This window comes from Pseudomonas sp. BF-R-24 (genome assembly GCF_019947335.1).
In the GTDB taxonomy this organism is placed as follows: Bacteria; Pseudomonadota; Gammaproteobacteria; order Pseudomonadales; family Pseudomonadaceae; genus Aquipseudomonas; species Aquipseudomonas jessenii.
Window position 1 is genome coordinate 88,628 of the sequence record NZ_JAGYGG010000010.1, and the last position, 21,109, is coordinate 109,736.

The following is a 21,109-nucleotide window of genomic DNA, read 5'->3' on the forward strand; positions in this document are numbered from 1 at the left end:
GGGGCGTTTTTTTGTCTGCGAAATTCAACGAAGGGGCGGAACTTGGGAGTAGAGTGACTGAACCCTGACAAACGGCACAGGTCGATTAGCTGTAGGGCTCGAACGAGTCCACCCCCAATCAGGAGCTGTCCCATGGACTTTATTCGCATCATCATCGCCATCCTGTTGCCGCCACTGGGTGTGTTTCTGCAAGTAGGATTCGGCGGGGCGTTCTGGCTGAATATTCTGCTGACGTTGTGCGGTTACATTCCGGGGATCGTGCATGCGGTGTACATCATCGCCAAGCGCTGAATTTTTGCGGCGTTAGATCGATCGCTTTCGCGGGCAAGCCCGCTCCCACAGGATTTGTGCACGCAGCAGAACCTGTGGGAGCGGGCTTGCCCGCGAAGGGGACGCCACCGTTTCGGCAATGAACGCAGGCTTCAGTCCACTGAATCCATCACCCGCCGATAAAACAACCACTCCTGCTCCAGCGCATGGGCCTGGTTACCGGCCTTGCGAAAGCCATGGCGTTCATCGGCGTAGTAATGCGCTTCGACCAGGATGCCGTTGTCCTGCAGTGCCGTGACCATGTCACGGGTCTGTTGCGGGACGACCACGGCGTCCAGTTCTCCTTGAAAGAAGATCATCGGCACGCGGATGTTGCCGGCATGCAGCAGCGGCGTGCGGGCGGCGTAGCGTTCGGCATCCAGTTGCGGATCGCCGATCAGCCAATCCAGATAGTCGCTTTCGAATTTGTGGGTCGCGCGCCCCAGCGCCACCGGGTCGCTGACCCCATACAGGCTGGCGCCGGCGCGGAATACGTTGTGAAAGGCCAAGGCGCAAAGGCTGGTGTAGCCGCCGGCGCTACCGCCGCGAATGAACGCCTGGTCGCCGTCGATCAAGCCTCGCTGCTTGAGGAAACTGACCACGGCGCAGGCGTCTTGCACATCAACATCACCCCAGCTCAGGTGCAGTGCCTGGCGATAGGCCCGGCCATAACCGCTGCTGCCGCGATAGTTGAGATCGGCCACGGCGAAGCCCCGCTGTGCCCAGTACTGGATACGCGGATCGAGCATCGGGTAACACGCCGAAGTCGGTCCGCCATGGACGAACACTACCAATGGCGGTTTCGCCTCGCCGGCCATCGCCGGGTAGAAGAAGCCGTGTGCTTCGCCTGAGCCACTTGGGTAGCGCAAGGTTTGCGGGCGGCTGATCTGTTCGGGAGCAAGCGGTGCGATGCCGCCGGCCAGCACTTGCACTTGCCGGCTCTGACGGTCTATGGCGATGACGGCGTTTGAACTGACGGGCGACGCCGCGATGCAATAGATGAACTGCTCATCCACGGCGAGATGGCGGAAGCGGCTGTAGTCGCCGGTAAAGTCGGCGCTGGAGTCGCCGCCTATGCCCAGTCGGCCAAACCCGCCCTCGGTCCAACTGGCCAGATAACTGTTGTCGCTAAGCGGCAACCAGGTGCTGCCGCCGAGTTGCCAGGGCGCGGGGCCATGGTCGGCGCTGGCACTTGGCAATGGGCTCAGGCCTTTTTCAGATTCTTTCCATGGCTGCCAGTAACCCGCGCGATCCGTCAGGCAATACAGGCGACCGCCGGCATCAAACCGCGGTTGCTGCACAGACTCTTGAGTGCCGTCGCCCGCCACACAACGAGCCTCGGTAAAGCCGCCGTTGGCGAGGCGCTCGGCAACCATCAAGCGGGTCGCTGTCCATGGCTGATCCGGGCGACTCCACTCGATCCAGGCCAGGCGCCGGGCATCCGGGCTCAGTGTCGGTGCCGCGTAGAAATCAGCACCCTCGGCCAGCAAGTGACGTGCGCCATCCAACAGATCGATCGCCACCAATCGGTGTTGATCGCGGTGCTCCTCGACCGCCAGCACTTGCCCGTTGGCGAACTGCAGATCGCCATAACGGCACGCTCCGGACGTCAGCCTTTCGGGCGCTTCGTCTTGCAGTGATTGCCGATACAACTGCTGGTCGGCCTCATTGACGAAAACGATTCCATCGTCCGTCAGACAAAACGCTCCACCGCCATATTCGTACACCCGACTGCGCACGCTGAACCCTGGTGGCGTCAGGCATTTCGCTGCGCCGTCACGCCAATGCCAGATCCGGCACGCAGCGTCTTCGGGGCGGTATTCGTTCCAGAACAGGCCCTGTCGACCGACCTGCAGTTCGGCAAAATCGATACCGGCGGCCACGGCTTTGGCAGCGCTGAAAGGTTCAGCTTTTGGCGATGAGGCGTGAGTTTCGTTCATTGCGAAAGGCCAGTTGGTCGATGGTCTGGGTCGCGTGCCCGGCTTCTTCGCGAGCCTTGAGGATCACGCCGTGTTGTGGCGACTTGCTGCATACCGGGTCGGCATTGCTTGCATCGCCGGTGAGCATGAACGCCTGGCAGCGGCAGCCGCCGAAGTCTTTTTCTTTCTCGTCACAGGAGCGGCACGGCTCGGGCATCCAGTCGTACCCGCGAAAGCGGTTGAAACCGAACGAGTCGTACCAGATGTGCTGCATGCTGTGGTCGCGCACGTTGGGAAACTGCACCGGCATCTGTCGGGCACCGTGACAGGGCAGGGCGGTTCCGTCTGGCGTGACCGTCAGGAAAATACTGCCCCAGCCGTTCATGCAGGCTTTCGGGCGTTCTTCGTAATAGTCCGGCGTGACGAAAATCAGCTTGCACGGATGCCCTTCGGCTTCCAGTTTTGCGCGGTATTCGTTGGTGATGCGTTCGGCGCGCACCAGTTGCTCCCTGGTCGGCAAAAGCCCAACGCGATTGAGTTGCGCCCAGCCGTAGAACTGGCAGGTGGCGAGCTCGACGAAGTCCGCTTCCAGTGCGATGCACAACTCGATGATGCGGTCGATCTGGTCGATATTGTGCCGATGGGTGACGAAGTTCAGCACCATCGGATAACCGTGGGCCTTCACCGCCCGGGCCATTTCCAGTTTCTGCGCGAAGGCCTTTTTCGAGCCGGCCAGCAGATTGTTCACCTGCTCGTCACTGGCCTGGAAGCTGATCTGGATGTGATCGAGACCGGCCTTCTTGAAGTCGCTGATTTTCTGTTCGGTCAGGCCGATGCCGGAGGTGATCAGGTTGGTATAGAAACCCAGCTTGCGCGCTTCAACGATCAGCTCGGCGAGGTCCTGACGCACCAGCGGTTCGCCACCGGAAAAGCCAAGCTGCGCGGCGCCCATTTCCCGCGCTTCACGAAACACCTTGATCCACTGCTCGGTGCTCAGCTCTTTGCCTTGCTCGGCGAAATCCAGCGGATTGGAGCAGTACGGGCATTGCAGCGGGCAGCGATAGGTCAGCTCGGCGAGCAGCCACAGCGGCAAGCCGACCTCGGGTTTGGTCGGTACTTGCCTTGATGAATCAGGCAAGTTCGATCCAGTGCTGCGCACGGGCAACCTCCATGAATTGCTCGATGTCGTCTCCGAGTTCGGGCACGCCGGGAAACTGTTGGTCGAGCTCATTGATGATGGCCGCGACATCCCGTTCACCATCAATCAAACCGCCGATCAGCGCGGCACTTTCGTTGAGCTTGATCATGCCTTCCGGGTACAGCAGCACGTGGCCTTTTTGCGCCGGTTCGTACTGGAAGCGGTAGCCGGGGCGCCAGGTCGGGGTCTTGCTGCGATCGAAACTCATAAGGTGATTCCTTTGTGCCAGACCCGCTCCCCGGTCACGCTGTGATACGGCGGGCGTTTCAGTTCGTAGGCCATGCTCATGGCATCAAGCATGCTCCAAAGAATGTCCAGTTTGAACTGGAGAATTTCCAGCATGCGCTCCTGGCCTTCACGGGTGGTGTAGTGCTGCAACGTGATCGCCAGACCATGCTCGACATCACGCCGTGCCTGGCCCAGGCGCGTGCGGAAATACTCGTAGCCGGCCGGGTCGATCCATGGGTAGTGCTGGGGCCAACTGTCCAGGCGCGATTGGTGGATCTGCGGGGCGAACAGTTCGGTCAGCGAACTGCTCGCGGCTTCCTGCCAACTGGCACGGCGGGCGAAATTGACATAGGCGTCCACGGCGAAGCGCACGCCGGGCAGTACCAGCTCCTGGGAACGCAGTTGGTCCGGGTCGAGGCCCACGGCCTGGCCCAGGCGCAGCCAGGCTTCGATGCCGCCGTCTTCACCGGGCGCACCGTCGTGGTCCAGCAGGCGTTGAATCCACTCGCGGCGGATCTCGCGGTCCGGGCAGTTAGCCAGAATGGCCGCGTCCTTCAGGGGGATGTTCACCTGATAGTAGAAACGGTTGGCGACCCAGCCCTGTATCTGTTCGCGGGTGGCCCGGCCTTCGTACATCGCCACGTGATAGGGGTGATGGATGTGGTAGTAGGCGCCCTTGGCGCGCAGGGCCGCTTCGAATTCGGCGTGGGACATCGGGGTGTCAGTCATTGCGGTTCTCCGGGGAACAACCAGGATATGTGTTGCTGCTGCCGGCCTCATCGCGAGCAAGCTCGCTCCCACAGGGGAATGCGGTCAACTGTGGGAGCGAGCTTGCTCGCGATAGGGTCATCCGCTACAGCACAATACTCATGCCGTCATACGCCACTTCAACCTGGCGCCGATCCAGTTCCGCGCGTTCTGGCGAGTCTTCATCGAGAATCGGGTTGGTGTTGTTGATGTGGATAAGTACTTTGCGCTGGTTGGGCAATTGCTCAAGCACTTCGAGCATGCCACCGGGGCCGCTCTGCGCCAGGTGTCCCATCTCGCGACCGGTGCGGGTGCCGACGCCGCGACGCTGCATTTCATCGTCATCCCACAACGTTCCATCGACCAGCAGGCAATCGCTGCCGGCCATGATTTCCAGAAGCCCTGCATCCACCTTGCCCAGGCCCGGTGCGTAGAACAGTTTGCCGCCGGTGTTGAGGTCTTCGACGATCAGGCCGATGTTGTCGCCCGGATGGGGGTCGAAGCGGTGTGGTGAGTACGGCGGCGCGGCACTGCGCAACGGCAGCGGGGTGAAGCGCAGGTTCGGGCATGCCGGTACGCTGAAGCTCTGGTCGAGTTCGATGCGATTCCAGGTCAGCCCGCCATTCCAGTGGTTGAGCATGGTGAACAGCGGAAATCCGGTGCTCAGGTCTTCATGGACCATGTCGGTGCACCAGACCTGATGCGGGCACCCTTCGCGCAACATGAGCAGGCCGGTGGTGTGGTCGATCTGGCTGTCCATCAGGATGATTGCGCCGATCCCGGTATCGCGCAGGGCGCGGCCCGGCTGCATCGGGGCGAAGCCCTGGAGTTGGGCGCGGATGTCCGGGGAGGTGTTGCACAGCACCCAGTTCACGCCGTCATCGGAAATCGCGATGGACGATTGCGTCCGCGCCTTGGCCCGCAGGCTGCCGTCGCGAAAGCCCGCGCAGTTCACGCAGTTGCAGTTCCACTGGGGGAAGCCGCCGCCGGCAGCGGAACCTAGAATCTGGACAAACATGGACGCTCCATCATTTCAACGCTGAAAATAAAACGCCTCGGATAACCGAGGCGTTGTGCTGCATCTCTGCCAAAGCTGAGATTAGCGGCTTGCGAAGTACATGGTGACTTCAAAGCCAATACGCAGGTCGGTGTAAGCCGGTTTGGTCCAGGCCATAAATTGAACTCCTTCAGGTAGGGTAGGACAGCGCTATCTATAGGTATAGTCCACCTCAAATCAGAGAGGTTCCAGATAGTTAGGTTGCTATGTTACTCAAAATTTCAAAGAAATTGCCCGTGAAACTTTGAGAAAGCTCCTTGCAGCCCCGGTAATGATCATTTTGCCGCTTGCCATGGCGCACCCGGGGTAACGCTGTTGGCAAGGCACAGCCAGCCGCCTTCGGCCTGATTCAGGCGTTGGGCCGCAGCCAGTAGAACGCTCCGGTCAATGCGCACAATGGCCTCGGGCAAGTGCGTCAGATAATCCGACGAGCGGCCGGCCAGTTTGCCTTGCCAGAGCAGTTCGGCCGCTTGAGCCGTGGTGAGCACAGCGCTGCAAAACTGATCCGCCAGGGCCTGGCGTTGAGCGTTGAAGGTGGTGTCGTCGAGTGCGTTGATCAGGTCCGGCAATCGATTCAGGAATTGCTCGATGTGTTGCAGCAGCTCCACAGGCGCAACGCTTGGCGATTGCACGCCGAACAGCACCCCGGTTTGCCCGTGAATCTGCCGCAGGGCGCTGAACACCGCATAGCCGAGTTGCAACTCCACCCGCAGGCGTTGGTAGAACGGTGTCTGGCAGACATGCGCGAGCAAACGCCACGCGGCTTCGTCGGCCATTTCCTGGGTGGCTGCAGGACAGAACAGCAGCAACGCGTGCTCGCTGGAGGCGGTATCGACAGTGCTCCACAGATGCCGTGCAAGGATCGAAGAGGGCGGCGTCAGTTGATTGTCCGGCGTGCCGGGTATGCGGCTCAAGGCCAGGCCCATGGCCGCTTGTGTCTGAGCCGATAACCCGATGGCCAGCCCATCCCATCGCGCACTCGACCAGAGTGGCTGCACGTCATCCGAGTTCGCGGACTGCCCGAGGCAGTGTTCGGGTAAGGCCTTGAGCAGTTGTCGAATCGGTATTGGCGCAACGCTCGTCGATTCGGCTTGTGAGACAGCGGCGTCAGGTTTTGTCAGTTCTTTCAGCACATGCTCCAGGACGCTGGGCATCGGTTCCTGCAGCCCGTTCAGTTTGAGCAGCCATTCGTTGCCCGATGCACTGAAGGAAAATTCCACACCGGCCTGGTGCGCGTCTTCGCGCAACGGTTGCAGGTAGTTTTCCAGCCGTGATTGAAGGTGGCTACCGGGAGCCGAGTCCAGACGCCAGCGCAGATAAATCGCGCCTTCAGCACCGTTGTCCGGCCATGCCTGGCTGAATTGCATCGGCGAACGTTCACGACGGCTGCGCGAACGGTCCTGGGCAAAAGTGCGCAGGCCTCGGTGGGCGCTGGTCTGGCCGCGAATCAATCCGGCGTTGGCTGCCGGTGCTTCGGAGCACAAGAACGGGTTGGGTGCCGGCAATTGCCATGGGCCGCTGAAGTTATCCACAGCGCCGATTTGTTGAAGGATTTGCTTGAGGGCGGTAACACCCGGCTCGGATAACCCGACTTCGCGTTGTTTGCTGTCCAGTCGGGCCAGTTGCAAGGCGCCGCTGACTTGCTGCTGGCGCTGGAGCAGGGTGGCGTACTCTTCGCGCAATTGGTTCCAGTCTTGCGCGGCAAAGAAACCGAGCCAGTCCATCAAGCGTTCGCGGATGCCTGAAGCCGGGTCTGCGGTGGGCAGGGTGAATTCGATATGCAGCAAGGCTTGCCCGGCGAACTGGTACAGCGGCTGGGCTTTGAGGTGATCGGCCAGCCCGCGCTCGCGCAGGTCCGCCATTAAGCCACCGGGTTTTGCCAGGTTCAGCCAGTGGCACAGGAACGCCAACGCATCGGCAGAGAAATCGGGTAGCACTTCAAGGGCAAACAGCAGATCCAGGCGTCGCTCGCCAGTCTGTTGATAACTGTTGGTTGAGGCGTCCATCAGCGGTACTGGGGGCAGTTGAGTGGCTGTCTGGCCTTTGGCAATGACACTGCCAAAGGCTTCGGCCATTGCCTTCAACTCAACGAGGCTCTGTGGCCCGGCCAGGCTCAAGGTCATTTGCCCGGTCTGGTAAAACCGCTGATAAAAATCCTGCAGCGCCTGCTGAAACTCGGGTTGTTGCAGCGGCAGACTGTCGCGATTGCCGGCATGAAAACCCCGTAGTGGATGAGCCTCGGCCAAGCCATTGAACAGTGCAAATTGCTGCTGCGCCTTGGCATCCTGCGACCAGGCGACAAACTCTGCCTGCAGCACTTCCCGTTCCCGCTGCTGGTCGTCCGGGTTCATACGCGGATGGGCGAGCATGTCTGACAGACGCTCCAGCCCACCGGCAAACGCCTGGGGTGGCAGTTCGAAAAAGTAGTCCGTGGTGCGTTCGCCGGTCCGCGCGTTTACCTGGCCGCCATGACTCTGGACGTAGGCCATCAACCCTTGCCCGACAGGAAAACGCTCAGTCCCCAGAAACAGCAGATGCTCAAGAAAATGCGCCAGACCGGGCCACGCCAGCGGCACATCATGGCTGCCTGCGGCGACCCGCAACGCTGCTGCGCAACGCTTCAAATCCGGGGCATGACGCAGCGTCACCTGCAGGCCATTGGCCAAGGTTTCAGTGTGGGGGCGAGGGTGATTCAGCGCGGGCATGGGCACTTCCAGAACAGTGAAGTGCCAATGCTAGCGGATTAGGACTTGTTCAGCTCGCCGTAAAGCTCGGGGCGGCGATCGAGGAGGTAGCGATTGGCGGCACGGGAATCGAGCATCAACTGTCGATCCAGCTCACCGACAATCAGCGATTCATCCAGTCCCGCCTGAGCGATGCGGCTGCCATCCGGCGCAGCGATGCTGCTCTGGCCGCAGTAGTGGATGTCGCCTTCGTGCCCACAGTAATTGGCATAAGCCACGTAGCACTGGTTTTCGAAGGCGCGGGCGCGCACGGTGACATCGGCGACGAAATCGAACGGAATCATGTTCGCAGTCGGCACCAGGATCAGCTCGGCACCGGCCAGGGCCAGGCGTCGGGCGTTCTCCGGAAACTCCAGGTCGTAGCAGATCAGGAAACCGAGTTTCCAGCCGTTGAGTTCAACGATGGGAAACTCGTCGGAACCTGCGCTGAACATCGAGTGATCCAGATCGCCGAACAGATGGGTTTTGCGGTAGTTGCAGACGCGCTCGCCATCAGAGTCGATCAACTGCACGGCGTTGTAGATCTGCCCGTCCTCGGTGCGCTCGGGATAGCCATACAAAATGGCGATCCCGGCAGCCTTGGCAATGCGCGCAACCTGCTGCGCCGACTCACCGTTGTACACCTCCGCCAGCACGCTGACGGCATCGACGCCGATGTTATAGCCAGTCAGGAACATCTCCGGCAGCACCAGCAGATCGGCGCCTTTTGCCTCCAGCGCAAGCTGCTGCAAGCGTTGCAGGTTGCCGGCGACATCCAGGGGCAGCGGCGGACATTGGTAAAGGGCTACGCGCATTTCGGATTCCTCTTACTCGGGCAGGGCGATCGGTCCGATCTCGTTGAACACATCTCCTGGACCTGGATTCTCGGCGTGAGTTGCACCGCCGAAGTGTTTCATGATGCCCCACACCGCGTTGAGCGAGGTCTGTACCGCGCCCTCAACCCAGGCCGGGGTCCACGAAACGTCGTCGCCGGCGATGAAGATGCCGCGCTGTTCGGCTGGCATGTCGTCCTGCATGAAGTGGGCGTACATGCGCTGGTTGTAGCGGTAGTGGCCGGGCAGGGCGCCTTTGAACGCGCCGAGGAAATGCGGGTCGGCTTCCCACGAAACGGTGATCGGGTCGCCGATGATCCGCGCGGCGATGTCGACTTTCGGGTAGATCTTTTTCAGTGCATCCAGCGCCAGTTTCACGCGTTTTTCCACCGGTTGGGGCAGCATTTTCAGCGCGTCGCTCATCCACGAGTACGACAGGCAGATCACCCCCGGCTTGTCGTCGCCGTTGTCGAACAGATAAGTGCCACGGGTCAAACGGTCGGTGAGGGTCATGCTCATCAGGTCGCGGCCGGTTTCCGGATCCTTGTCCTTCCAGAACGGGCGGTCGACCATCACGAAAGTCTTCGACGACTGCATGTAGCGGGTGCGGTCCAAAGCCATCCACATTTTTTGCGAGAACAGGGTTTCGTCGCATTCGATCTGGGTGGTCAGCAGCCAGCTCTGGCAGGTGGTCAGCACGGCCGCGTATTCGCGGGTGTCACCCCAGTTGTCGGTGACGGCGAAACGGCCACCCGGCGCGTGGGCAATCTTCTTCACGCCGGTACGCGGTGCGCCGTTGTGCAGCGAGCTGAGGCTGGTGCCCACTGGCCAATGCGCGCAACGCTCCGGCACATGGCGCCAGATGCCTTGTGGCACCTGTTCCACGCCGCCGACCACCAGGTGCTGGTGATCGTCGCAGTTGGTCATCACCACGCGGAAGATTTCCAGCATCGAGTTCGGGAAATCCGAATCCCAGCCGCCGGTGCCGAAACCGACTTGGCCGAACACTTCACGGTGATGGAACGAGAGCTTGGCGAACGCCTTGGACGTGGCGACGAAGTCGTAGAAGGTGCGGTCGTCCCACAGCGGCACCAGGGTGTTCCACAGTTCCTTGAGGCGCGGTACGTCGCGGTCGCGAATGGCTTGCTGGATATCGGAGAACTGCGAGCCGGCTTCCAGGGCATCGGCCCAGGCGTCAGCCACTTCCTGGAACAGTGCAGGAAGGTCCGACAGCTTCTGTGCGTAATGGGTCTGACCTTCGAGGTCGATCACCGTGCTGCCCGACGCGGGCGTTAGCGGGTTGGGGAAAGGTTTGGTTTCCAGGCCCAGTTTGTCGACGTAGTGATAGAACGCGGTTGACGACACCGGGAAGCGCATCCCGCCCAGTTCGGCAACGATGCCTTCGGCGCCATTGAATGCCTGGGAGCGCAGACGGCCACCCATTTTCGAAGCTTCGTAGACGACCGGTTTCAGGCCCAGCTTCATCAACTCATACGCCGCCACCAGGCCGGCGATCCCGCCGCCGACAATCGCCACTTCGGCACCGTGATTGTGCTCGGGAATACTGCCCAGCCCGGCCGGGTGTTCGATCCAGTCGTCGAAAGCGAAAGGAAAGTCCGGGCCGAAAATGGTGACTGGTTTCTTACCGTCTGCAGGATGGCGATTGTTCTTGTTCATGGCTGACCTTGCTGGCGACCCGACGCGCAATGCGCATCTGAGTATAGGAAAAGATGCCAGCCATTCTAGAGAGCACGGAACACGTTAATAAGACGCAAAGTGTCGTCATTTTGCTATTTGTTTGATCAGTATGACGATCTATCAATACACACTGACCACTGTGGGAGTGGGCTTGCCCGCGAAGAGGCCAGCTCTGGCACCCAAAAAACTACAGGCAGAAACTCAAACCGGCTGCCCCCGATCAATCTTGCTGCTCAAGATGATCGAAGTCGTGGTCTTCTCCACCCCATCCACACTGCCAATCTGGTCCAGCAACTGATCCAGCTGCTCCGGCGAATCGGTGCGCAACCACGCCACATAATCAAATTCGCCACTCACCGCACACAACTGCTGCACCTGCGCCATTGCGCTCAGGCGTCGCAGCACCTCCTTGCCGGAGCGTGGTTGCACGGTGATCCCCACATACGCCTGCAACCCGCCATCCACCACCCGCTGCCCGAGGCGAACACCGTAACCGGTGATCACCTTGGCCTTTTCCAGCCGCGCCAGGCGCGAAGTCACTGTGGTGCGGGCAATGCCCAATTGCCGGGCGAGCATGGCCACGCTTTCGCGGGCGTTGATCTGCAGGGCGGCAATCAATTGGCGGTCGATTTCATCGAGAACAGGCGTGCGAGTGTCAGACAAAGGGTTGTCTCCAGCGGCATGGATCAGTGCGTAAGCATGTTACAGGCAGTTTCTGCAGGACGCTCGCGATGGAGATGTGATCTAGCCTCAATACCGTTCATGACATTTTTGCCTGCGACAAATTGCCATAAGTAACTAGGTAGTACATTATTCCGCCCTTGTCACAACTGGGGAAAAATTCCGACATGAACAATTCTGGGGCTGCCGCCGGCAGTAAATGGTTGCTGGCGGGGCTGGGTGTACTGATTGCACTGATCGGGCTCGGCCTGGCCGGTGGCGGTGGCTATCTGATCGCGCTGGGTGGCAGTTGGTATTTCCTGCTGATGGGGCTGGCGATGCTGGCGTCCGGGTTGATGATTGCCCGGCGCAAGCCGCTCGGCGCCTGGCTGTATGGTGTGGCGTTGGTCATCACTGCGATTTGGGCCGTTTGGGATGCGGGCCTCGAATACTGGCCGCTGGTCTCACGGATACTGACCTTTGCCGTGATCGGTCTGGTTGTGGCGCTGATCTATCCGACCCTGGTCCGTGCTTCGGGCGCGACCGGCGGGCGTAGCGCCTACGGTCTAGCTGGCATTTTGGGTGTCGCAGTCGTTGCGACGATGGCCTACATGTTCGTGCCGACCCACGTGGTCAAGGCCACCACCGAACCTGCGGTAACGCCGGTCACTCCGGGCACCGAACAGAAAGACTGGGCGCACTGGGGCAACACTACCGCCGGTAATCGCTTTGCCGCCCTGGACCAGATCAACAAGGGCAACATCGACAAATTGCAGGTCGCCTGGACCTTCCGCACCGGCGATATTCCGCAAAGCACCGGTGCCGGCGCCGAAGACCAGAACACTCCACTGCAAATCGGTGACACCGTCTACACCTGCACCGCCTACGGCAAAGTCTTCGCTCTGGATGCCGACACCGGCGCCCAGCGCTGGAAGTTCGACCCGCAAGGCACCGCGCCCAACTGGCAGCGTTGCCGTGGCCTGGGCTACTCCGAAACCCCGGTGTCTTCGGACAATCAGCCAACCGCCTGTACGAAACGTCTGTTTCTGCCGACCGGCGACGCGCGTCTGATCGCCATTAACGCCGACACCGGCAAGCCCTGCGAAGAGTTCGGCAACAAAGGCACCGTTGACCTGACCACTGACATGGGCGAAGTAAAGCCCGGTTACTACCAGCAAACCTCGACCCCATTGGTCGCTGGGGACGTAGTGATCGTCGGCGGTCGCGTGGCCGATAACTACTCCACCGGCGAACCACCGGGTGTAGTCCGCGCCTACGACGTACGCAGTGGTGAACTGGTATGGGCATGGGACCCGGGCAACCCGAACACCACCAAACGCCCACCGGCCGGCGAGACTTACACCCGTGGCACGCCGAACGTGTGGTCGGCCATGTCCTACGACGCCAAGCTCGGTCTGGTGTACCTGCCGACTGGCAACGCGACGCCAGACTTCTTCGGCGGCCAACGTACCGAGTTCGACGACAAGTGGAGCTCGTCCATCGTCGCTATCGATGTGAAGACCGGCCAGGTACGCTGGCACTTCCAGACCACTCACCACGACCTGTGGGACTTCGACCTGCCGGCACAGCCACTGCTGTACGACGTGCCGGACGACAAGGGCGGCACCCAGCCAGCCCTGGCGCAAGTCACCAAGCAGGGCGAAATCTTCCTGATAAACCGCGAAACCGGCGTGCCTATCGCCCGCGTCGAAGAGCGCCCGGTGCCGCAAGGCAAGGTTCCCGGCGAACGCTACTCGCCAACCCAGCCGTTCTCGGTGGACATGCCATCAATAGGCAACAAGACCCTGACCGAATCCGACATGTGGGGCGCCACGCCGTTCGACCAGTTGATGTGCCGCATCCAGTTCAAAGGCATGCGTCACGAAGGCGTCTACACCCCGCCGGGCATGGACCGCGCCCTGCAATTCCCCGGCTCGCTGGGCGGCATGAACTGGGGCAGTGTCTCGGTTGATCCGAACACCCACTACATGTTCGTCAACGACATGCGCCTGGGCCTGGCCAACTACATGATCCCGCGCGACAAGATCAAAGCCGGGGCCAGCGGTATCGAAATGGGCGTGGTACCGCAGGAGGGCACGCCGTTCGGCGCCATGCGCGAGCGCTTCCTCTCGGCGGTCGGCATTCCGTGCCAGAAACCACCGTTCGGCACCATGTCGGCCATCGACCTCAAGACCCACAAGCTGGTGTGGCAAGTCCCGGTCGGCACCGTGCAAGACACCGGCCCGCTGGGCATCCGCATGCACCTGCCGATCCCGATCGGCATGCCGACCCTCGGCGCATCGCTGGCCACCCAGTCGGGCCTGCTGTTCTTCGCTGGCACTCAGGACTTCTACTTGCGCGCCTTCGACACCGGCAACGGCAACGAAATCTGGAAATCGCGATTGCCAGTGGGCAGCCAGTCCGGGCCGATGACTTACGTATCGCCGAAAACCGGCAAGCAGTACATCCTGCTGACGGTGGGTGGTGCGCGGCAGTCGACCGATCGTGGGGATTATGTGATTGCCTATGCTTTGCCCAAATAAGGCGTGATGTTCAGGTAAGAAAAGCCGCGCCATTGCGCGGCTTTTTCTTGCCTGTGAATTGTTACTTCCGCAAAGCGTTGTCGATGAGTTCGATCTGAAAGCGATACCGTGCATTCACATGTTTGAGAAGCACGGCACCGATTGAGATTCCGAGGACAAGTGCTATCACCATTAGCAAAATGGAGTCGCCTAGGTTTTCAGTCACAGGCCCAGCCATCAAGGTCTGACTTAACCATGGAAAGCCACCAAATTCCTTGTAGCAAACGTAGGCTGTACCTAGTAGAGCCAGCCCTGCGGCTTTTTCTCCAAAGAAATAGGAGACTCGGGCTTCTGCGCGATTCACTTTGAGTTCGAGCCAGTATCTTGCATTTGCCAAGGCATTTTCATGGTGGGTTTTTAGTGTTTCGACAAAGGCGTTTTCATGCGCGATGTCGGCCAGCATGTTTCTCAAGCTGATGGTCTTCCATCGGGCTAGAGTCCGTGCCGACGCAAAGATTGGAGCCAGCAGGGACGCGAATGTAAATACAGTGGATATCGCTATCAGAACGAGCGCGACGTTTTTCATCATATTGGGTAAGGGTGATTGGGACGTGTGCCAGTAGGCTAGCAACGCGGCAAGCCCGAGCCCGATTGCACCAACCAATAGCGCTCGATTGGCGAAGCGTGCCGCCTGCATTTCTATTTTTGTACGCCGAGATGCTGCCTTTCTAGGTTCGCATTGACTTAAGTATTCAAGAACCTTGAAAGTCTCTTCGAGATAGCTCTTCAGAAAATCCTTTTCCATGCTGCTCATTTGATGCTCCTTTATTTTTGAGATGAACGAGTTTTCGCAAGAAAAGTACAGCAGAAGCGTCGCGAGGTGATGGAGATGACGAACAGAATGCCGCCCGCTGTACGGGATCATGCATGGCAGATTGCACATCACGAAATGGGGCACTACGTAGTGGCCCGAGCCTTGGGCTTTGCCACGGGCGGGGTAACCCTGACAGTGACCATGGACTTGAGGCATCAAGGAGGGGCATCCATCAACTTGGCGCGGTCAATTTCGTCGATGGAAACCATGAAGGAATACCTGGAAGCCCGGATGATGGTGCTAATGGCTGGCGCAATGGCGCAGACACTTCCTTCAAAACACTCAATCGGGAAACGCGTAGATAAACCCAAAGCCACAGGCATCCTCAAAGGCGAGCAGGGCGCGGAACAGGATTACGCAAAAATCAGGGAGCTACAGCATCTGCTGCGCAACCTCGCCTACCCCGATACCGATCCAGCGTCGGGTGAGCGCATAGCGGCGCAGCTTAAAGCGATGACTGATCGGCTGTGGGGCCGGACTCAAAAAATCATAGAGGATCAGGCCGAGACGATTGCCGAACTGGCTGGGGGGCTGGTGGACAACATGGTCATCGTGGAGCAGTGGGGCAGGCCGGCGGATACCTATGAGGTTGTGATGACGGGGCAGGTACTGGAACGGTTGCGGGCAGTGCAGGCCATCCCTTTGTTAAGTGGCTGGACTGACAGCAGCAGTGATGCAGTTCAGCACTGAAAATAACGAAGGGTCAAAGAGGCTGGCTCTGTCAGTCCCCAAAAGGGAACGCTCGGTCCCTTTTTGGGAGTTTTCAGACTCTGTGATTATTCGTTGTTCTATTGATCTGCTTCCGCTCTCGTTTGAACAGGCCGCCGCGTCAGCACCTTCACCACATCATCAATCACCGCTTTGCTCATCGTTGTCAGGTAGTGCGCGGCCCAGGCGTGGCGGTCGGAGTCTTGGGTGTAGGCGGCATCTACGGTCAGGGACTTGGCGAGGAACAGCAGGTCGGAGGCTTGGGCCAGGGCGACTGCGATGGGGACGTCGCGGCAGACATGGAACAGGGGTTGATTCGAGAGATACAGGAAGGGTGTGAAGCCGGCGGTTTTGAGTTCTGAAGGATCAGACGAGATTGGTTTTGTCATGATGTAACTCCTTAATCCAAGGAGCTGCCACGTTCGTTTCCAAGCGAATGGGTGGCAGCTGTACGCAGGTTGGAAAACCGGGGATCAAGGAAACCGGCACGCCCGAGAGCGTCCCACGCACAGCTGCCATAACTCTTTTTCGCAGTCGTAAAAAACGACTGGAATCGTTGTAGGGGTGCTGTTGCGTTTTGATCCGACGGGTTTCCAAGCCCGATCGCTGAATGGTCAGCGACGTCCGGAGACTATCCCGTCAAAGAAAAGCGCAACAAGGCGGCAAAGTGCCAAAAAGCAAGATTCGGAGTTTGCCTACAAGGTCCTAGGGCGTCATCCGATAAAGCGAAACCTTAAGTAAACAAAACTAAACACTCAGGGAAAAAAGCTGCATATGAACGCGGCGTTTTAGTTTGACGTGCCTAGGTCGGTCGCACGCCCTCCCTTCAGAACCAGCACGATAATCAGGGCGTTCGTAAAATGGCTTGACTGTAAAACTTTTCTTGTGCGACAAGTGTCCACGTTTTATGGAATGTGGACAGTGGGGCTTTTTGAGTTCATGAAGAGTCAAGATATTTTGCTTCTTTTTAAAATGGCTAGCCTCCACGCGCAGGAGGAGAAGCTATTTGGAAGAATGGAATCGGAGTCAATGGCGGATTTATTTGAAACGCTACTGGAGCCCGGTGTAAGCCCGTCAATGGTGACTGGCGATCCGGTGGGGCGCGCATTGGCTGCTCACAATCCTGATCCTGAAGACACGGTTTATCGCGTGCAAGAGCTTGATACCCCCATGGGTGATGCAGACAGGTGGGAGGGGTGGTCGGACGCGGTTCCGTCCCTCCCAGTGTCAAGCTGGAATGAAAGTTACTCCTTGCGCGCACTCTCGGCATCTCTTGGCCTGAGTAAAAGTGAGGTTTCGAATTCAATGGCACGGTGTCGTGAGGCGGGATTGCTCGCCAACGACTACGACACCTCTCTCCCGAAGGTGAACCGCCGAGAGCTCGTGAAAATCACGGAGCATGCCCTCAAATACTTTTACCCGGTAAAGCTAGGTGCAATTGTTCGCGGCATCCCCACCGGCTTTGCAGCGCCAGCGCTGTCCAAGAACCTCAAAAGTGCGGGTGGGCTCATACCAGTTTGGCCTGATGCGTTCGGGAGTGAGCGCGGTCAGGCGATTGAGCCGCTCTACAAAACCGTTCCAGACGCGGTGAAGAAGGACAGAATGCTTTATCACTACTTGGCGCTCGTTGATGCGATCCGCGTTGGCGGACCGAGAGAGTGCGCAGTAGCGGTCAGCATACTCAAGGCAGGGATGGGGCTGAAATAAGATGTCATCAAATGCTGACCACAATTACGAGCTGATCGAGTACGTGGCTGAAGGTCTGGGCAAGGAATTATTGACTGAAGTTGCCTTTGTTGGTGGATGCACGACGGCAATGCTGGTGACCGACACCGCTGTGATGGATGACATCCGGTTTACTGATGACGTCGACTTGGTAATCGAGTTGGCTGGTGTTAGTGCCTGGCAACGACTAACAGAACGCTTGGCGGCCAAAAAATTCAAAATCACAGGGGAAGACGAGGTTAACTGTCGATTTCGTTTCAACGATGTCATCGTAGATGTGATGCCTTCGGATCCGGCTGTTCTTGGTTATGCGAACCGTTGGTTCGTGGAAGGGCTCGCTCAAGCTGTGAGGTTCGCGCTACCCAGTGGTCTAGAGATACAGATCTTCAAGTCGACTTACTTTCTTGCTACGAAGTTGGAAGCCTTCAGCGGGCGCGGAGAAGGCGATCCTTATCACAAGGATGTCGAGGACATCGTTATTCTGATTGATGGGCGACCGGAACTGTTGGAGGAGGTTCGAGGGGCGGAAACTGAATTGCTGCAATTCATCGCCAAGGGCGTTGGTCAGCTTATTCGGCTCAGCGGTATCGACTATGCAATTCAAAGCTCAGGCTCGGTTCGGGCAAACCCCTCTCGTGGCATGCTCATTCATCAGCGTATGAAGGATCTGAGCCTGCTCGCATGAGATACGAAATCAGATCGGTAAAAGGGCGAGCCCGAGAAGCCAACCATGATTGCGCTGGCGCGGTATTCGATGGCGTCAGGGGGCTGTTTGTTGTCGTGGATGGCACTTCGCAGCCAGGTAGTGGCCAGTTGGCCCATGGATTTGTGCAAGCAGTGATGGATGCCTACCAGGCCCTTATCAATCAAGGTGTTGAAGATTCTACTCATGGTGTCGTCGAGCAGTTGCTAAGGTCTGTGCTTACAGACGTGCATTCCCCCCTTTTTGCTAAGCAGACCGGTACTACAAGCTACTTGGTCGGTGTTGCTTCTCATGGGCAGCTCACCCTTGCATATGAAGGTGACTGCTCATGTGGCTTTGCTGGCACGGAAGGTGGAATCGAGTGGTTCACACCACCGCATTGCAAGGCGAACTGGAGGCGTGACCGATCACATCGGGAGCTTGCGCTTGATCCGGCCCGCAATCTGATCACCCGTTGCTATAGGGCCAACCGTTCCCCGGATCCAGATTTTGTTTTCCGTTCAGTGGCTGCGGGCGAGCGCTTTGTGTTCGCTACGGATGGCTTTTGGGCGGAGCTGACCGATGCTCGACAGCATGACGCGCTTGCAGCTCCTGCCATTGAAATCACCGATGTAGACGATGATGTGACTTGGATTGATGTGAGGCTGTAAACATTGCGAGCTGGCCGGTTTTTTCATTGAAGGCGCGCCAGCTGCGTATGAAGTGGGTCGAAGGGCTTGAAATGGGGCTGAAGTTATTCCAACTGAAGGGTTTCAGTCGCTCCCGCCGACCAGACACGAAAAAGCCGCGCATTGCGCGGCTTTCTTGTTTGGTGGGCCCACACGGACTTGAACCGTGGACCAAAGGATTATGAGTAACTAGGTTTTGTGTTTCTCGGTGTTCCGTGGATTTTCTAATTTATCTCTGTATTAACCATTTTAGAGCTGTTTGTGCGGCTTGTTTGTTTTTCTACGTTTCATCAAATATGCTGACTTTGCATGAAATACGGGGAATGAACGGGGAAAGGAGGAGGGATGGCTAAGCGCGCACGTCTGACTGAGATGGAAGCCTACGCAGTAAAAACCCGGCTATCTGAGCCGGTTGGATCGCGTGGAAAAGGCACTTTGTTGCTGGAGAGAAAAGCGTCCGGCGCCATCCTGGCTTTTTATCGAGAGCGCACGTTGGATAGCGATAAGCGCCTGCCCCTTGGCATCCTTGCCAGGAAACCTAACCCAGGTACGGATGAGCGCACCCTAAATGATATTCGCGCTGAAGCTTTGCGGGCTTCTACTCAAGTCGGTGCTGCTGGTGGACTGGTTAAATACCAAGAGTTGCTGGCGGAGAGGGGCGCGATCGCTGAGGCTGAAAGGATCGCTCGTAAGCTGCAGGCCGAAGTCGAGGCCAGGCGTGGTACGTTCGGGGAGCTTATGGATGCCTATGTCGAAAGTCTGGAGCGCGCGGCTAAGGTGAGCGCGAAGGAGGTAAAGCAGGCTTTTCAGTTGCATGTCAAAGGCTCACACCCCGAGTTGTCCACCCGAATAGCTGCTGAGATTGAGCCGGAGGATATGCAGTTTGTTTTGGCCTGTGTGTTGAATCGCAAGCCCAAGGGGCGGGGTAGAGGAAACAAGGCCGCTGCCAGTGCATCCAATGGAATGCGTACTACTGCCGACAAGCTACGTCGATACCTGCGTGCGGCATTCAGTCACGCGGCCAAGGCCCATTTATCAGCGGAGCGTCTGGCGAACGACGGGAAAGACTTCTCTATCCGCGCCAACCCTGTTCGAGATATTCCTGTTATCGAGGGCGCCGGAGGCGGAGATACTGAGTCTCTGAGTCCCGCTACGCTCGGCGAGCTATTGCGCTATCTGGATACCTTGCCAGAGCGAAACGCCGCCATCGCTAATGCGCTTATTTACTTCGGTGGACAGCGACTGCGCCAACTGTGCGCCGTCCCTTGGGATTGTGTTACCGACGAAACTATTGGCCTGCTGGATGCTAAGGGGCAGAAGTCCAAGGCATGGGCCCACCTGCTACCGATCACTCCGCGCATCAAGGAGATCATTGCGCCGCTGCTGGCGGATCGTATCGGACCAGGGCCGTTTGCCCTGACTGACGGCAAACTGGTGCATCCTGACACCTTGTCAGATTGGTTTTCTACAGCTGGCCGGACGTTAGCCGCTGACGGCAAAGCAAGCCAGGCGTTTTCCTGGAAGCATGTTCGAGTGACTACTGAAACCCTGCTGGCGGCGACAGGGATCACCAAGGAGATTAGGGCATGGCTGCTGTCGCATGGGCGCAGTGGTGTTCAGGACAAACACTATGACCGTTATTCCTATTTGCCGGAAAAACGAACAGCCTTAGAACATTGGGGGCGCTATCTGGACAAGCTGAAGAATGGAGAGGGAGCTGAAACCGAAAATATCGTGTTGCTGGTGAAACGAAAATTGTAAGTGAATGTTTCTTGGTCGGGGGTAATGTCTAAAACCTGTTGGTATTCAATGGAACATAGTGGAAAGGGTTGGCCCGAAATTTCGGCATTGGAACGGAGGCGATTTTATCCAGTACCTTTTCAAAAGACCCCCTGAATGCTGAAAAACGCACTTGCGCGTTAGTGCAACGCCCTTTAACAATGGGTGCCACTGGCTAGGCTTACATGGCTGCTGTAAGCACCTTGGTGGGGTTCAGTCACACTGCGGTGCAACGACTCAGCCTGAAGTAGGCAGGGTGCCTATATTGAAAACCCCAGTGCGCCAACACTGGGGTTTCAATCGGGAAGGTGCGTTAACACCTCTGCATACAGTCAAGCCAGTACACAACCCCGAGGGGGATGAAGCGTTTAGACGGGCTTCAATGTCAATAACAAACGTTATTGACGGAACACAGTATTAAGCCAGCTTCAATCTGCGTCAATTGCAGATTTGCATAAACTGATCAGCGACTCGTTCGCCGGTATTTTAGGCTTGATGGTGTCCCCTCGGTTTTTCAACTTCAGTTGGAGAACCATCACATGACTCAAATCGCCAACCGCAACACCTACACACCGAACCTGCCTATCCCTGGTGCGCGTGGCACTGCTGCGCAATTCTGCACCAAATACCAAATCAGCCGTACCACCTTCTGGCGCTGGTCGAAGGAACCGGGCTTTCCTGCGCCCATGCGTTTTGGCCGCTTGGTTCGCTGGGATGCCGAAGCCGTCGATGTCTTCCTGACTCAAGCGGAGGCATAA

The 21,109-nt window shown here is 58.4% G+C and carries 20 protein-coding genes; 8 read left to right on the forward strand and 12 right to left on the reverse strand.

All coding sequences use genetic code 11. From position 1 onward, the window contains the following. Positions 1-132 precede the first annotated feature (132 nt). Positions 133-291, forward strand: a complete 159-nt coding sequence (locus tag KGA98_RS10690; protein WP_003228885.1) for a YqaE/Pmp3 family membrane protein — start codon at positions 133-135, stop codon at positions 289-291. 131 nt (positions 292-422) lie between these two features. On the opposite strand, the gene KGA98_RS10695 is transcribed toward KGA98_RS10690, so the two are convergent. The 10 genes from KGA98_RS10695 to KGA98_RS10740 form a co-directional block, all read right to left on the reverse strand. Next, entirely contained in the window at positions 423-2,249 is a 1,827-nt protein-coding gene (locus tag KGA98_RS10695) for a S9 family peptidase (protein WP_223502302.1), read from the reverse strand. Beyond that, positions 2,215-3,387, reverse strand: a complete 1,173-nt coding sequence (pqqE, locus tag KGA98_RS10700) for a pyrroloquinoline quinone biosynthesis protein PqqE (protein ID WP_223502303.1) — start codon at positions 3,385-3,387, stop codon at positions 2,215-2,217. The genes KGA98_RS10695 and pqqE overlap by 35 nt, the downstream gene beginning before the upstream one ends. Then, positions 3,359-3,634 carry a pyrroloquinoline quinone biosynthesis peptide chaperone PqqD gene (gene pqqD / locus KGA98_RS10705; protein WP_015097086.1) on the reverse strand — a complete coding sequence of 92 codons (276 nt, stop codon included), beginning with the start codon at positions 3,632-3,634 and terminating at the stop codon, positions 3,359-3,361. The genes pqqE and pqqD overlap by 29 nt, the downstream gene beginning before the upstream one ends. Next, on the reverse strand, positions 3,631-4,383 hold the full coding sequence (pqqC, locus tag KGA98_RS10710) for a pyrroloquinoline-quinone synthase PqqC (protein WP_223502304.1): 753 nt from the start codon (positions 4,381-4,383) through the stop codon (positions 3,631-3,633). The genes pqqD and pqqC overlap by 4 nt, the downstream gene beginning before the upstream one ends. A gap of 124 nt (positions 4,384-4,507) precedes the next feature. Further along, positions 4,508-5,419, reverse strand: a complete 912-nt coding sequence (gene pqqB / locus KGA98_RS10715) for a pyrroloquinoline quinone biosynthesis protein PqqB (RefSeq protein WP_154861033.1) — start codon at positions 5,417-5,419, stop codon at positions 4,508-4,510. Positions 5,420-5,500: 81 nt separating this feature from the next. After that, complete coding sequence (gene pqqA, locus KGA98_RS10720; RefSeq protein WP_003444522.1) at positions 5,501-5,575, reverse strand: pyrroloquinoline quinone precursor peptide PqqA; 75 nt, start codon at positions 5,573-5,575, stop codon at positions 5,501-5,503. A gap of 158 nt (positions 5,576-5,733) precedes the next feature. Then, positions 5,734-8,163 (reverse strand): pyrroloquinoline quinone biosynthesis protein PqqF, encoded by a 2,430-nt coding sequence (pqqF, locus tag KGA98_RS10725; protein ID WP_223502305.1) that lies wholly within the window; start codon positions 8,161-8,163, stop codon positions 5,734-5,736. Between the two features lie 38 nt (positions 8,164-8,201). Then, on the reverse strand, positions 8,202-8,996 hold the full coding sequence (locus tag KGA98_RS10730) for a carbon-nitrogen hydrolase family protein (protein WP_223502306.1): 795 nt from the start codon (positions 8,994-8,996) through the stop codon (positions 8,202-8,204). 12 nt (positions 8,997-9,008) lie between these two features. Then, positions 9,009-10,691, reverse strand: a complete 1,683-nt coding sequence (locus tag KGA98_RS10735; protein ID WP_154861035.1) for a flavin monoamine oxidase family protein — start codon at positions 10,689-10,691, stop codon at positions 9,009-9,011. Positions 10,692-10,913: 222 nt separating this feature from the next. Then, positions 10,914-11,375 (reverse strand): Lrp/AsnC family transcriptional regulator, encoded by a 462-nt coding sequence (locus KGA98_RS10740; RefSeq protein ID WP_223502307.1) that lies wholly within the window; start codon positions 11,373-11,375, stop codon positions 10,914-10,916. A gap of 185 nt (positions 11,376-11,560) precedes the next feature. Between KGA98_RS10740 and KGA98_RS10745 the strand changes: the two genes are divergently transcribed. After that, a complete protein-coding gene (locus KGA98_RS10745; RefSeq protein ID WP_223502308.1) occupies positions 11,561-13,915 on the forward strand; it encodes a glucose/quinate/shikimate family membrane-bound PQQ-dependent dehydrogenase in 2,355 nt (784 codons plus the stop codon). Between the two features lie 61 nt (positions 13,916-13,976). Here KGA98_RS10745 and KGA98_RS10750 read toward each other — a convergent pair whose 3' ends face one another. Beyond that, positions 13,977-14,708 carry a hypothetical protein gene (locus KGA98_RS10750; RefSeq protein ID WP_223502309.1) on the reverse strand — a complete coding sequence of 244 codons (732 nt, stop codon included), beginning with the start codon at positions 14,706-14,708 and terminating at the stop codon, positions 13,977-13,979. A 75-nt stretch (positions 14,709-14,783) separates the two neighbouring features. On the opposite strand from KGA98_RS10750, the gene KGA98_RS10755 reads away from it, so the two are divergent. Next, a complete protein-coding gene (locus KGA98_RS10755; protein ID WP_223502310.1) occupies positions 14,784-15,458 on the forward strand; it encodes a peptidase M41 in 675 nt (224 codons plus the stop codon). A gap of 98 nt (positions 15,459-15,556) precedes the next feature. Here KGA98_RS10755 and KGA98_RS10760 read toward each other — a convergent pair whose 3' ends face one another. Continuing rightward, positions 15,557-15,865, reverse strand: coding sequence for a DUF3077 domain-containing protein (locus KGA98_RS10760; protein WP_150814003.1), 309 nt, complete (start codon positions 15,863-15,865; stop codon positions 15,557-15,559). 523 nt (positions 15,866-16,388) lie between these two features. On the opposite strand from KGA98_RS10760, the gene KGA98_RS10765 reads away from it, so the two are divergent. The 5 genes from KGA98_RS10765 to KGA98_RS10785 all read left to right on the forward strand — a co-directional run bounded on the left by KGA98_RS10765 (position 16,389) and on the right by KGA98_RS10785 (position 21,109). Then, a complete protein-coding gene (locus tag KGA98_RS10765) occupies positions 16,389-17,183 on the forward strand; it encodes a MarR family transcriptional regulator (RefSeq protein ID WP_411736664.1) in 795 nt (264 codons plus the stop codon). Between the two features lies 1 nt (position 17,184). After that, complete coding sequence (locus KGA98_RS10770) at positions 17,185-17,886, forward strand: hypothetical protein (protein WP_223502311.1); 702 nt, start codon at positions 17,185-17,187, stop codon at positions 17,884-17,886. Beyond that, positions 17,883-18,554: a PP2C family protein-serine/threonine phosphatase gene (locus tag KGA98_RS10775; RefSeq protein ID WP_223502312.1), complete on the forward strand. Its 672-nt coding sequence runs from the start codon at positions 17,883-17,885 to the stop codon at positions 18,552-18,554. Before KGA98_RS10770 ends, KGA98_RS10775 begins: the two co-directional genes overlap by 4 nt. A gap of 363 nt (positions 18,555-18,917) precedes the next feature. Continuing rightward, the gene (locus KGA98_RS10780) at positions 18,918-20,333 is read left to right on the forward strand and encodes an integrase (RefSeq protein ID WP_223502313.1); all 1,416 of its coding nucleotides are present in this window, start codon (positions 18,918-18,920) and stop codon (positions 20,331-20,333) included. A gap of 557 nt (positions 20,334-20,890) precedes the next feature. Then, positions 20,891-21,109, forward strand: coding sequence for a helix-turn-helix transcriptional regulator (locus KGA98_RS10785; protein ID WP_223502314.1), 219 nt, complete (start codon positions 20,891-20,893; stop codon positions 21,107-21,109).